The following is an 11,917-nucleotide window of genomic DNA, read 5'->3' on the forward strand; positions in this document are numbered from 1 at the left end:
GCCGGCATATCTTGACCAGTTCATAAAGAGAAAGCGTTGTAAACGTTCTTTCAGTTAAAACACCTTTATTAAAGCTTTAAAAAGAAGGCTTCACAACCGTTTTTGGGAAACCCTTATATTGCACAGAGCTGTCCAGTAGTATGGTGGGTATAATGAAGGTATGGGTGGACATCACGAACGCGCCTCACGTTCACTTCTTCAAAGGTGTAATAAGGGAACTTGAGAAGGCGGGTCATGAGGTTCTCGTAACCACAAGGGAGTTTGACGGCCTTACCGGAATACTCGACATGTACGGCTTCGACTACTACGTCGTCGGTAGGCACGGAGGGGCCACCCTCGAGGGCAAGCTCATAGCCGGAACCGAGAGAATGTACCGGCTCAGCAAGCTCATCGTGGAGGAAAAACCTGACCTTGCCATTTACAAGCACTCAGCCGAGGCCCCGAGGGTCGCCTTTGGCCTCCAGATTCCTTCCATCGGATTCGTTGACAACGAGACGGCCATCGCCCAGAACAAGCTCATCCTCCCCTACACAAAGCTCCTCCTCTTCCCCAAGGCCATAGACGCTTACGACCTCCTCAAGTGCGGCGCCGATCCGAACGGGATGAGACCTGTCAACGGCTTCTCGGAACTGGCCCATCTCTACGGCTTCAGGCCGGACAGGCGGGTTCTAACGGAGCTCGGGGTTAAGAGACACGGCTACATAGTGATGCGCACCGAGCCTGTGAAGGCCAACTACTTCAACGGGCCGGAGAAGAGCGTTCTGGAGGACGTCATCCCGCTCCTGCCCGATGTGCCCATTGTCCTCTTCCCACGCACGGAGGAGCAGAGGGCGCGCTTCGAGAGGTTCGACAACGTGATCATGCCTGAAAGGCCCGTCGACAGCCTCAGCCTGCTCCATTACGCTAAGCTGATGATAGGCGCTGGGGGAACGATGAACAGGGAGGCCATAGCCCTTGGAACGCCAACAATCTCCACCTATCCCGGAAGGCTCCTCGCGGTAACGAGGTGGCTAGTTGAGAAGGGCGTCAAGTTCCACTCCACCGACCCGGTCAAGGTTGCCGCCATGGCCGAGCGCATGATGGAGCTTAATGGGAGCTACCGCTCCTACATCCGCTCCGTCGTGAGCGGCTTTGAGAACCCAATGAACGTCATCCTTGAGGAAATAGAAACCTACGAGGAATCCGGGATGTTCATGGCAGGTCTTGAGGGTCAGTCAGAGGCCGGCAACCTTGGGGGTTACGTAGGCCTCGACCAGGGCGGCAACGAGGAGAAGCGCCACTGAGAGAAGGTAGAGCTTGAATCCCTCCATCATTCCCCTTTTGAACCTCTCCGCCGGCTCGCCTTCTCCTTTTACTAGCTCCCGGTACCACACTATTCCAGCGACGCCGGCTATCGCTATCGCTGGTATCTCTATGACTCCGTGGGGGACAAGGGCAAGGATTACCTGGGACATCGGCATTCCGGCTGTCCTGTGGACTGCCAGAACCACCAGCCCAACAACCAGCCCGTTGAAAGCCATTATGAACCACGGCCCGAGGCCGAAGAACAGCCCGGATATGAACATAAACAGCGCCACCAGGGAGTTGTTCGTGAATATCTTGATGAAGTTCTGGAAGCTGGAATCGGATATGGGTCCGATCTGTGATATCACCTTTTTTACGGCCTCTACGGCGGCCTCAGGGTTGGCGGCTCCTGCTGCGTAGCCTACGAAGGAGAAGACCATAAACACCATGAGGAGAAGGACGAAGGTTCTCCGTGGTATCTCCGGAAGCCTCATCGATATCACTCCTTCAGGGCGTTTTTGAGAGCAATCTTAAAGTCCTCGACGTTAACGTAGGGCGTTTCTATGTCCATCCTCATGGCAAAGAACTCGTCCATCAGCCCTTCGAGCTCCTCAAGCCTGTGCCCCTCGAGCTTCTGCTCTAGCTCGTGTACCGCTTCCTCGGGGTGCATGAAGAAGTCGCCCGTTATCCTGACGTGCTCCGCTATTCCGTTCTCCTCGTCGAACTCTATCCTTATGAGCCCCTTCTTTGCCTTGTGCTCACCAACGCGGTGCTTCATCCTACCCACCTCCTGAGTAAATTAACGGGAGAAGTTTTTAAAGGTTGGGTCCAAGTGGGAGCGGTGGTGTGAATGGGCTATGGAGAGGTTAAGGAGCGCGTCAGGCTCATCCTTCAGGAAGTCCTTGAGGAAATGCTGAACGAAGCAGGCAAGGAGTGGAGCGGCGAGATAACCTTCGACGAAACGCCAAGCATCGAGCTCGGCGACTTCGCGACGACGGTATCATTCCAGCTCGCGAGGGTCTTCAGGAAGGCACCGAAGCTCATAGCGGAGGAGATCGTTGAAAGGCTTAACGGAAAGCTCCCGGAGGAGATAGCCGACGTTAAAGCCGTGAACGGCTACATAAACTTCTACCTCGACTACGACCGCTTTGGCAAGGAGCTGGTCAGCGAGATACTCGAAAAGGGCGCCTCCTACGGCGAGAGCGGGATCGGGAAAGGCAAGAAAGTTATCGTCGAGCACACCTCCGTGAACCCGACCAAACCCCTTCACATGGGGCACGCGAGGAACTCTGTTTTGGGCGACACTATGGCGAGGATCATGCGCAAGCTCGGCTACACCGTCGAGGTTCAGAACTACATAGATGACCTTGGGGTCCAGTTCGCCCAGGTTCTCTGGGGCTACCTTAACCTTAAGGAAGAGTTTGAGAGGATTGAGGCTGAGCTCCGCGAGAAAGGCCTCAAGGAGGACTTCATAGACCACGTGATGGGCCTGCTCTACGTCGAGGTGAACAAGCGCATAGAGGAGAACCCCGAGGTAGATAAAGAAGTCCGCGAGCTGATGAAGAAGCTGGAAGAGGGAGACAACGAGATAGCGGAAATAGGCAGGAAGCTGGCCGAGAGGGTTGTTAGGGCCCAGATGCTCACAACCTACCGCATGGGAATAACATACGACCTGCTCAGCTGGGAGAGCGACATAATGAAGAGCGGGATTTTCAACGAGGCCTACGAGCTTATAGAGGCTAACGAGAACTTCTTCTGGGCTGAGGAGGGCAAGTACAAGGGAGCCTTCGTGATGGATTTGAGAAAGCTCTTCCCGGACATGAAGAACCCATTTTTGGTGCTCAGAAGGAGCGATGGGACTGCAACCTACACGGGCAAGGACATAGCCTATCACCTCTGGAAGTTCGGCAAGGTTAAGGCCGACATGCTCTACAAGCCGTGGGATAGGAAGGATGACCACGAGACCTGGACGACAGCCCCGGACGGGAAGGAGATGCCCGGAAAGTTCGGGAGGGCTGATATAGTCATCAATGTGATCGGAGCGGAGCAGAAGCACCCGCAGATGGCGATAAAGTACGCCCTCCAGCTCCTCGGCTTTGAGGATTCAGCGAAGAACTTCCACCACTTGGCTTACGAGCACGTGGTCAGGCCGGAGGGTTCATTCTCGGGCAGGAAGGGAACCTGGGTCGGCTTCACCGTTGACGAGGTGCTCAACGAGGCAGTTCAGAGGGCGAGGGAGCTGGTAGAACAGAAGAACCCGAACCTGAGTGAGGAGGAAAAGGACACCATCGCGGAGGCTGTTGGTGTCGGCGCGGTGCGCTTCAACCTCGTCAAGTACAGTCCGGATAAGATAATCACCTTCCGCTGGGACGACGTTCTGAACTTCGAAGGGGAAAGCGCCCCGTACATCCAGTACGCCCACGCCCGCTGTGCTTCGATTATGAGGAAGGCTGAGGAGAACGGCATAGACATAGACTGGAAGAGCCTCCTTGAGAAAGCCGACTTCTCGAAGCTCACCAACCGCGAGAAGGAACTGGTAAAGCTCCTAGCCAGGTTCCCAGAAGTTGTAGAGCAGGCAGGAAGAGACATCAAGCCTCACCTGATTCCAGCCTACCTCAACGAGCTGGCAAGCCTCTTCAACAGGTTCTACATGGACCACCCCGTGCTGAAGGCCGAGGAGGGCATCGTGGAGGAAAGGTTGCTGCTCGTGCTCGCGGTAAAGCAGGTCCTCAGGAACGCCCTGGAACTGCTCGGCATCGAGGCGCCGGAGAGAATGTGACCCCTTTTCCTTTCTTTCTTCCTTTGGGTATCGGTACCGATACCTAGTACTAGGGGCTGTACTTAAATTCGAATCTACATCCCGTACACCCCAACCCTAAAATACCCCCTTCGCCTAAACCCTTCGGTGGTTCCATGCGCGGCGTTATAGTCCCTCTGGTTACCCCCTTCAACGAGGACTACTCCATAGACGTTCCAGCGCTTGAGGAGCACGTTGAGTACCTCCAGAAGGCCGGCGTTCACGGCATATTTATCAACGCGACAACTGGAGAGTTTACGAGCCTGAGCACGGAGGAGAAGAAGTTTCTCGCTGAGAAAGGCCGTGAGCTGGTCACTTCGGCCTTCTACCTCGTGGGAACGGCATCCTCGAACACCTTCGAGGTCATCGAGCTTACCAGGCACGCTCAGGACATAGGTGCAGACTACGTGGTCATAGCGCCACCATACTACTGTCCTCTGGGCGAGGAGGCGCTATTCAAGCACTACTCAATGGTGGCTGAGAAAACGGACCTCCCCATCATCCTTTACAACATCCCCTCATGCGCCAACTCCCTGAGCGTCCCGCTTATCAAACGCCTCGCCCTTGAGTACTCCAACATCGCGGGCGTTAAGGAGACGATAGACAGCGTAAACCACATCAGGGATGTCATCCTCGAGGTTAAAGGCGAGAGGAAGGATTTCAAGGTCTTTACGGGCCTTGACCAGCACTTCCTCAACACGCTAATCCTCGGCGGCGACGGCGGGATAATGGCCTGCGCCAACTTCGCCCCTGAGATACACCTCGCGGTGTGGAAGGCCTTTCAGGAGAAGCGCTTTGAAGAGGCCTTCGAGGGGGCGAGAAAGCTGGCGAAGCTCTCAAAGGTTTACGACCTCGCTTCGTCCTTCGGCTCGGCTATAAAGCTGGCAATGTCCGTCAGGGGCTTCTCGATAAAGCCAGTTCTGAGACCGCCATACGTCATGGATGGAGAGGAAACGAAAGAAGAGATAGGGAAGCTGCTGGCAGAGATCCTTGGCTGACCTCACCTTATCTTATACCTCAGGAAGGCACCAATTCCGCCGAAGGCCTTGTAGAACTGCTGGCCCTCCTCAGTATCGAGGGATATGACTTCAACGTTTGAGCCCGCTTCCTCGGCCATTTTTATGAGCTCTTCCGCCACGTCCCACTTCTCGAAGCTGAGGTTCTGGCTTCCGCACTTTGGGCAGTGGGTGAGCTTCTTCTTGTAAACATGGAACTCTTGCTCGCTCATGGTCTTCTCCTCTTCCCAGCCGCAGTTGTTGCACTTCGCGTGAACCCTGACGCGGTCGTAGCCCTCACTGATGAGGAGCGTGTCTACCGCCCCAAGCTCAAGGGCCTTTCTGACTTCCCTCTCACCGTAGGTTATCATTCCCGTGTCCTTGACGAGGTGTCTGAAGAAGTTCTGAATGAGGTGGCGCTCCTTGATGGCCTCGTGGTCTTTGAGGATGTCGCTGGCCTTCTCGACGAGCTCCTTGAGGCCGTACTCGCCGCTGTAGCTTATGTCAACGACGCCGATGATTTTCTTTCTGAGTTCGTGGTGGAGGTAGTCCTTCTCAATGAACTCCTCCTTTGTGGGGCCAGGGCCGCCTATAATGATGCCCCTGAGCTCGCCCTTCTCAAGGAGCGGGAGAAAGGCGTTGTTAGCGTGCTCCGCTATGCGCTTCATGAACTCGTGGGTCTCCTGCTCCCTAATCCTCTCGTAACGCCTGGCCGACTGACCACCCGCCCTCGTCTTTCCGGGGACGTTAGAGGTGAGCTCGTCGATTACCTCTATCCTCTTCCCGCGGAGCAGACCAATGGTGGCCTCGTTCTTCTCAACGGTTATGAGGCCATAAGCATCTTTAACGCGGAGCATTTCCTCAAGGGGCTCCGTGACGAAGGTCTGGTCGCATCGGTAGAGGCGGACCTTGAGGGGCTCGGGCGGGACTATTGCCCAGAGCTTTATGTCGCTCACTCCCTCCTGCTCGCTGACGTTTCCAACGAAGAGCGCCAGACCGTTCTCCGGGGTCTGCCTGTAGAGCTTGAGGTGCTGCATTGCCCTTTCCAGGGCGCCCAGGACGTTCTTTCGGGTTGACTTGCTCTTTATGTTCTGGGCGGTGCCGTACTCTTCTCTAAGCTGCTGCATGACCTTATTTATGTCATAGCCCGCAGGAATGTAAAGGCTGACCAGCTCGGTTGCTCGACCTCGATAGCTTTTGAGCTCCTCCACTTTCTTCTTGAGTTCGTACATCTCAGCGGATTTATGAGACATTAGCATCACCCCAAAACTTCTCGCTGTTAGAGGCATAAAAAGGGGAATTTATAAAGGTTTGGAGCTTAGATGAGGGACAGCAGAATTAAAATGAAAACCCCAACACGCCTCCAACGGCTATTATAAGAAAGTTTATGGGGGTAAGCTGGATGTGGGTGATCCCAAGGAAGTTCAGTATTCCGATGAGCAGAAGCCCGGTTATCGCGTTGACGGCTAACCACTTGAGAACCGCCAGTGTCAGCTTCAGGATCATGTAGCCGACTGCTATCAAGAGGATGAGAAAAATCAAGAGTTCCAGCACTTTCATGCCTCCGATAGTTTCTCAAGGGTTTCGCTGGCTATGTCCCCCAGCTTCACCCACTTCCTGCCCTCGAAGGGTAGTATGACCTTGTCCTCCACGCCGACTAGGCCCCTGACCCTGGGTTCGAGCTCCTTCAAGCCGAGCTCGCCTATGAGGATCAGGATGAAGCCCTTCTGGTTTTTGTCGCCGCTTTCAAGGGCCCTTTCGGCCTCTTCTATGATAAGGCCGCGGTACTTTGCCGCCAGGTCAGGGAGACTCTTTGCGAGACTGTAGAGGAGGATCATTGCGTTTTCCCTGACGTAGGGGTTCCTTGACTCCACGAGGCTCAGAAGCTTTTTGATGGCATCGCCGTTCAGGTGGGGCCTGATTGCATCGGGGTTAGTGTCCATCAATGTGACCATTGTGAGAAGGGCATCACCGACAACACCGGGGTTATCGTCCTGAAGGAGCTCAAAGAGGGCCTCTCTCGTCTTTTTGTCCTTTGTTGCTTCTTCCACCACAAGCTGGAGCTGGTCGCTCTCAAACATCTTTTTGACTTTACCCTTTTTGGAGCCGAAGGATAGGAAGGGCATTGTGGTCACCGAGATATATTTCACACATCAGAAATTTAAAGGTTCCTGGTCCTAAAAACTTTTAAATTGAGATTCGGGATATATTGAATTAGTTGGCTATATATCCTCAACATGGAACTTCCGTTAATAGAGTTAGGAGGAGTGTACAAAATGAAAGTCTTTATGTTCAATCCCCCCACTGGCCTTTATATCCGTGGGGAAGATAGATGTCAAGTTCCGGTTAAAGGTCTTACTGCAACGGCTCCAAGGCCTCCCATAGACTTTGCTCAGATTGCAGGGATACTTAAAGAATGGTACGGAGTTCGAGATATATATATCAAAGATTACCCCGTGGAGGGGGGCACGTTTAAGGATCTATATGCGGACTTTAACCGGATACAGCCTGATTATGTGATCATATCAACTACGACCCCAACGATTTTAAAGGATGCTCAACTTGTAAAACAGCTTAAGGAAGATTTTCCAGAGACCATATTCGTCCTTAAGGGGGCACATTTCTATACAACTGGGGAAGATATAATCTCCAGATACCAGGTGGATTTTGCTGTTTATGGGGAGACGGATATTGTTGCTTCTGAGCTAATTGGCAAATTAGAAAATGGCGTATCCCCTTATAATATAAGGGGGATAATATTTTATGATCACAATGCACAACGAGCTGTTAGAACACCACCCAGAGAGTTCTTTGAGCCGTTAGATGATCTTCCTTTTCCAGATCGATCTCTTTTAAGAAACGAACTGTACATACGTCCAGATACAGGAGAACCTCAAACCACGATACAATCTCACAGAGGTTGTCCCTTCAAGTGTACATACTGCCTTTCTCGTGTTGTATATGGGAATAAAGTTAGATTTAGGAGCCCTCAGAATGTTGTAGATGAAATAGAACATGTATATGAGAAATTTGGAATTAGGAACTTCTTTTTTAGAGCTGATACATTCACAATTAACAAAAAATGGGTGATTGAGTTATCGAAGGAGATTATTGAAAGGGGTCTACACGAGAAAATCCAGTGGGTTACGAATTCAAGAGTAGATACTATAGATGAGGAACGTGTTAAATGGATGAAAAAAGCAGGTTGTTGGTTAGTCTCTCTGGGAATTGAAAGTGGAAACCAGGAGATCCTTAACAGAATTAAAAAAGGAATAACCTTGGATCAAGCAAGAAACGCAGTGAAAATTTTAAAGGAGCATGGTATAAAAACATACCTGTTTTTTATGCTTGGTTTCCCCTGGGAGTCAAGAAAAGAGGTTGAAGAAACGATTCAGTTTGCAAAAGAACTGGATGGTGATTTTTACGAGTTCCATGTGTTGGTTCCATTTCCAGGTACAGAAATATACGATGAAATTGTTAAACTCGGTCTTTTAGTAGTTGATGATTTGACCGGATACGACCATTCAAAACCAGCAATACGAACACTTCACCTAACCCCTGAGGAGATAGAAGAGCTTAGAGAAAGAGCTATCCGTGAGACCTATCTATCGACCAGATATCTCAAGAAAAAAGCTATCGAGATGCTAAAGCAGCCTAGGTTAATATTACCTTATGCAAAATATGGCCTTAGACTACTAAAGCTCTAATTGGGGGTTAATCTTATGAATGACAAATATTACCCCATTATAAGCCCAGTACTCATTGGCCTTTCAATTGGGGGGTCTTTTTGTCTTTATTGTTTAAAAACTTGTGAGAAGTGTACCCGGGGGTAGTGGTATATGTCCCAAAGAAACGCTAAATCCCTACTGAAAGGAACTGTGCTAATTATGAGGCCTGCTCAATGGTACAAAAATACCGTGATATTCCTACCCATTTTGTTTTCGGGAAATCTATTTAATTCTAAAGACGTTGCTTTGGTCATTGCAACATTCCTAGCTTTCTGTTTACTGTCAAGCACGGTGTATATTATAAACGACCTGAGGGATTTTGAAGTAGATAGATTTCATCCAAAAAAAAGAAAAAGACCTCTTCCTTCAGGTATGATATCTAGATCCTATGCTAAAGGGCTAGTAATATTATTGGGTGGAGTATCAATGTTTGTCCTTTTTGGACTATCTAGTAACGTAGCTTTAGTTGGTGTGTTGTATTTACTTTTGAATATAATGTACTCTTATTTTTTAAAAAGGCTTTTCTTGATAGATGTAATAGCTATATCGATTGGGTACCTGCTGAGAACAATAGCAGGCGCACAAGTTATAGATGTCCCAGTCTCAAACTGGTTGGTCTTCTCGGTTTTTCAAGTTGCATTGATTTTGGCATTCCATAAAAGAAGATGCGAATTAAACGTACCGAGCTCTATTAAACATAGGAATACTCTAGGAGAGTACACCCCAGGATTGATAATAAACCTAAGTACCATGACCACGGCATCTTTGGTAGTGACTTATCTGATATATATCAATGAGGTTAATCCCAAATTGGTTTTTACGATTCCGCTAGTGTTCTATGGTGTATTTCGACTTGAATATCTCCTCATAAAGTGTGAAACTGATTTTGAACCACAGTACCTCCGAGATATGCCTCTCATTGCGACTTTGATATCTTGGGTTGTACTAGTAGTGATAAGCTTGTATCTACTGTAGCAGTAGAATTAGAAGTCCAAATACGGGGGCTGATAATATATCCTCAAGTCTACGAATCGTTGTTCCATTTTCATTGTTATCTCCCCTTGACTCCATAAATTTTTTATATAACTCCTTTTTGGGTACATGGGAGGTATAATATGAGGGTAAAAACTACATACTCTGTTTGGGGTCTTATACTCTCATATTCTGTACTTCTATCCATTATAGCCGTTAATAGACATTATACTTTCAGAACCAATGCTTATGATCTGGGCATATTTATGCAGGCAATATGGTCCACAGCGAACGGGTTCAGGGTTTTATATAATACCATTGAAGAATATCAGGTTTGTGTAACAACTCACCTCGGGGTACATTTTTCTCCAATTCTACTTGTTCTGGTTCCGATATATAAGGTGTTTCCCCATGCTGAGACGCTGTTAATCATCCAAACTTTTGTGATTGCATTATCAGCATACCCCTTATTTTTGTTATCAAAAAAAGTACTACATAGTGAGAGGTTATCCTTGGCGATTGTAGTTCTATATTTAATGAATTCATTACTGCATGGCATAAATGGTTACGATTTTCATGCGACGCCCTTTGCGCTTCCATTCATATTTATGACTGCATTATATTTTGAGAGGGGAGAATATCGCAAGGCATTGGTTTCTTCGTTCTTTGTACTCCTTGTAAAGGAAGATGCTGGGTTATCTATCCTGTCCCTCAGCATGTTCTATTTATTGAGAAACTCCAAGCTGTTTTCCCTTCAAACTTACAAGTCACTATTTGAGAAGATACTCACCAACAAACTTCATCCTTCCGAGAAGACAGCCCTAATCATGGGTGTTCTTGCAACATCGTGGGTTTTAATCTCATGGAGGGTCATAATCCCTCATATAGCAGGTGTCCATATAACTTCCGCAGTCTATTATGCCAGATTTCCATGTGTAGAATACATCCCCATGAAAATACTGTACTTCATTGTTGCAAATTTGACCCTTGGATTGTTAACATTCTTGCGTCCTAAGTACACGTTTTTATTAACGTTCGCCCCCTGGCTGGAAATTCTGCTATCTTGCGAGAAAAACCTGTTCAGGATTGGATTTCAGTATCCATACATGATACTCCCCTTATCTTTGATTTCAGTTATTTACACGATTAGAGAGCTTCAAAGTAATAACCTTAAGAAGGTGTTCGCTGTTAGCGTCCTTGTGGGTATTTTATTCTCTATTTTAACAACTCCCATTCTTCCTTTGGATAATGAAATTAAAAAGGACCTTCTGGTACCGCCTCATTATTACCAACCTATTACCCATCACGATCGATTGTTACTCGATATTATTAAGGTAGTAGACAGCACAAACTTTTCGGTCCTCACCCAAAACGATATTTTTCCACATCTTGCAAATAGGATTAGCACCTATGTAATTTGGAGTTCATATTGCGGGAACACCTTACCTAAGACAGACATTATACTTTTGGACAATACTCTACTTTACTCGGTGTATAACTACCGCATAAAAGATCATCTTAGAGCCTACACTAAGGTTTATGAAAACGATGGTATCGAGGTCTGGATAAGAAACGACGTCCTTGAAACATCTCAGGCCACGGAGCTGGTTAGGAAACTTCAAAGCTTAGAGCGCAATGGAAAAGGTTTTTAATATTTCTCGTGAAAATTAGTGGGTGTTAACATGAAAAAAGGGCAGGGTAGCATTGAATACCTTGTAATGGTCACCGTAGCGTTGATACTACTTGCACTTGTATTCCACTACGTCTATACGTCCTCGAAGGGCGTCCCTATAACGGGGATTACTTACATTGATCCCGAACTTTCCCCTGAGAAACCTGGATACGATCATCCCGTGACTTGGGTGGTCTATAAATATCCTTTAGGGTGTGAGGCGACGAAGAACTGTGACTTCTACGTATCCGTTAACCTGCATTACTATCCGGATACGGGGAAATACCGTTTCTGGGTCTATGCAAATGGAGATTCCGCCGACACCAAAAAGATAAGAGTGCGCCTGTGCAACGGTGCAACCGGTGAGTGGAACTTTCCAGAGGACAAAGGCAAAAATAAAATAAACGGTGTCTACCTCCATGAGGATGACTTCCCATGTGCGCTCTCCATCATGGCGTGGAGGAGATGA

Annotated in this window: 12 protein-coding genes; 7 read left to right on the forward strand and 5 right to left on the reverse strand. The window is 48.7% G+C overall.

Annotation, left to right across the window (positions count from 1 at the left end; translation table 11 throughout):
• Positions 1-152 precede the first annotated feature (152 nt).
• On the forward strand, positions 153-1,283 hold the full coding sequence (locus tag A3L08_RS06270) for a DUF354 domain-containing protein (RefSeq protein WP_088854204.1): 1,131 nt from the start codon (positions 153-155) through the stop codon (positions 1,281-1,283).
• Here the strand turns inward: A3L08_RS06270 and A3L08_RS06275 are convergent.
• Together A3L08_RS06275 and A3L08_RS06280 are read right to left on the reverse strand one after the other, a co-directional pair.
• Positions 1,215-1,778, reverse strand: a complete 564-nt coding sequence (locus tag A3L08_RS06275; protein WP_088854205.1) for a stage II sporulation protein M — start codon at positions 1,776-1,778, stop codon at positions 1,215-1,217. The two genes, A3L08_RS06270 and A3L08_RS06275, sit on opposite strands and share 69 nt — an antisense overlap.
• Positions 1,779-1,783: 5 nt before the next feature.
• Positions 1,784-2,062, reverse strand: coding sequence for a lipoate protein ligase C-terminal domain-containing protein (locus A3L08_RS06280; protein WP_088854206.1), 279 nt, complete (start codon positions 2,060-2,062; stop codon positions 1,784-1,786).
• Positions 2,063-2,134: 72 nt separating this feature from the next.
• Between A3L08_RS06280 and A3L08_RS06285 the strand changes: the two genes are divergently transcribed.
• Both A3L08_RS06285 and A3L08_RS06290 read left to right on the forward strand, forming a co-directional pair.
• Positions 2,135-4,063: an arginine--tRNA ligase gene (locus tag A3L08_RS06285; protein ID WP_088854207.1), complete on the forward strand. Its 1,929-nt coding sequence runs from the start codon at positions 2,135-2,137 to the stop codon at positions 4,061-4,063.
• A gap of 134 nt (positions 4,064-4,197) precedes the next feature.
• Positions 4,198-5,079 carry a dihydrodipicolinate synthase family protein gene (locus tag A3L08_RS06290; protein ID WP_088854208.1) on the forward strand — a complete coding sequence of 294 codons (882 nt, stop codon included), beginning with the start codon at positions 4,198-4,200 and terminating at the stop codon, positions 5,077-5,079.
• Between the two features lie 2 nt (positions 5,080-5,081).
• Here the strand turns inward: A3L08_RS06290 and prf1 are convergent, their stop codons facing one another.
• From prf1 to A3L08_RS06305, 3 genes are all read right to left on the reverse strand, one after another.
• The gene (gene prf1 / locus A3L08_RS06295; RefSeq protein WP_088854209.1) at positions 5,082-6,329 is read right to left on the reverse strand and encodes a peptide chain release factor aRF-1; all 1,248 of its coding nucleotides are present in this window, start codon (positions 6,327-6,329) and stop codon (positions 5,082-5,084) included.
• Positions 6,330-6,414: 85 nt separating this feature from the next.
• Entirely contained in the window at positions 6,415-6,636 is a 222-nt protein-coding gene (locus tag A3L08_RS06300; protein WP_232461683.1) for a hypothetical protein, read from the reverse strand.
• A complete protein-coding gene (locus A3L08_RS06305) occupies positions 6,633-7,202 on the reverse strand; it encodes a hypothetical protein (protein WP_088854210.1) in 570 nt (189 codons plus the stop codon). The genes A3L08_RS06300 and A3L08_RS06305 overlap by 4 nt, the downstream gene beginning before the upstream one ends.
• Positions 7,203-7,352: 150 nt before the next feature.
• Between A3L08_RS06305 and A3L08_RS06310 the strand changes: the two genes are divergently transcribed.
• The 4 genes from A3L08_RS06310 (at position 7,353) to A3L08_RS06325 (ending at position 11,917) form a co-directional block, all read left to right on the forward strand.
• Positions 7,353-8,783 carry a B12-binding domain-containing radical SAM protein gene (locus A3L08_RS06310; RefSeq protein ID WP_198362097.1) on the forward strand — a complete coding sequence of 477 codons (1,431 nt, stop codon included), beginning with the start codon at positions 7,353-7,355 and terminating at the stop codon, positions 8,781-8,783.
• Between the two features lie 180 nt (positions 8,784-8,963).
• Positions 8,964-9,779: a UbiA family prenyltransferase gene (locus A3L08_RS06315; RefSeq protein WP_198362098.1), complete on the forward strand. Its 816-nt coding sequence runs from the start codon at positions 8,964-8,966 to the stop codon at positions 9,777-9,779.
• Positions 9,780-9,919: 140 nt separating this feature from the next.
• Positions 9,920-11,428, forward strand: a complete 1,509-nt coding sequence (locus A3L08_RS06320; protein WP_088854213.1) for a DUF2079 domain-containing protein — start codon at positions 9,920-9,922, stop codon at positions 11,426-11,428.
• Between the two features lie 18 nt (positions 11,429-11,446).
• Complete coding sequence (locus tag A3L08_RS06325) at positions 11,447-11,917, forward strand: class III signal peptide-containing protein (protein WP_232461684.1); 471 nt, start codon at positions 11,447-11,449, stop codon at positions 11,915-11,917.

It is taken from the genome of Thermococcus pacificus (assembly GCF_002214485.1).
Classification (GTDB): domain Archaea; phylum Methanobacteriota_B; class Thermococci; order Thermococcales; family Thermococcaceae; genus Thermococcus; species Thermococcus pacificus.

Coding starts and splice junctions, on each gene's coding strand:
- A3L08_RS06270 (WP_088854204.1), top strand. CDS start 153: ATGAAGGTATGGGTGGACATCACGAACGCGCCTCACGTTCACTTCTTC.
- A3L08_RS06275 (WP_088854205.1), bottom strand. CDS start 1,778: ATGAGGCTTCCGGAGATACCACGGAGAACCTTCGTCCTTCTCCTCATG.
- A3L08_RS06280 (WP_088854206.1), bottom strand. CDS start 2,062: ATGAAGCACCGCGTTGGTGAGCACAAGGCAAAGAAGGGGCTCATAAGG.
- A3L08_RS06285 (WP_088854207.1), top strand. CDS start 2,135: ATGGGCTATGGAGAGGTTAAGGAGCGCGTCAGGCTCATCCTTCAGGAA.
- A3L08_RS06290 (WP_088854208.1), top strand. CDS start 4,198: ATGCGCGGCGTTATAGTCCCTCTGGTTACCCCCTTCAACGAGGACTAC.
- prf1 (WP_088854209.1), bottom strand. CDS start 6,329: ATGTCTCATAAATCCGCTGAGATGTACGAACTCAAGAAGAAAGTGGAG.
- A3L08_RS06300 (WP_232461683.1), bottom strand. CDS start 6,636: ATGAAAGTGCTGGAACTCTTGATTTTTCTCATCCTCTTGATAGCAGTC.
- A3L08_RS06305 (WP_088854210.1), bottom strand. CDS start 7,202: ATGCCCTTCCTATCCTTCGGCTCCAAAAAGGGTAAAGTCAAAAAGATG.
- A3L08_RS06310 (WP_198362097.1), top strand. CDS start 7,353: ATGAAAGTCTTTATGTTCAATCCCCCCACTGGCCTTTATATCCGTGGG.
- A3L08_RS06315 (WP_198362098.1), top strand. CDS start 8,964: ATGAGGCCTGCTCAATGGTACAAAAATACCGTGATATTCCTACCCATT.
- A3L08_RS06320 (WP_088854213.1), top strand. CDS start 9,920: ATGAGGGTAAAAACTACATACTCTGTTTGGGGTCTTATACTCTCATAT.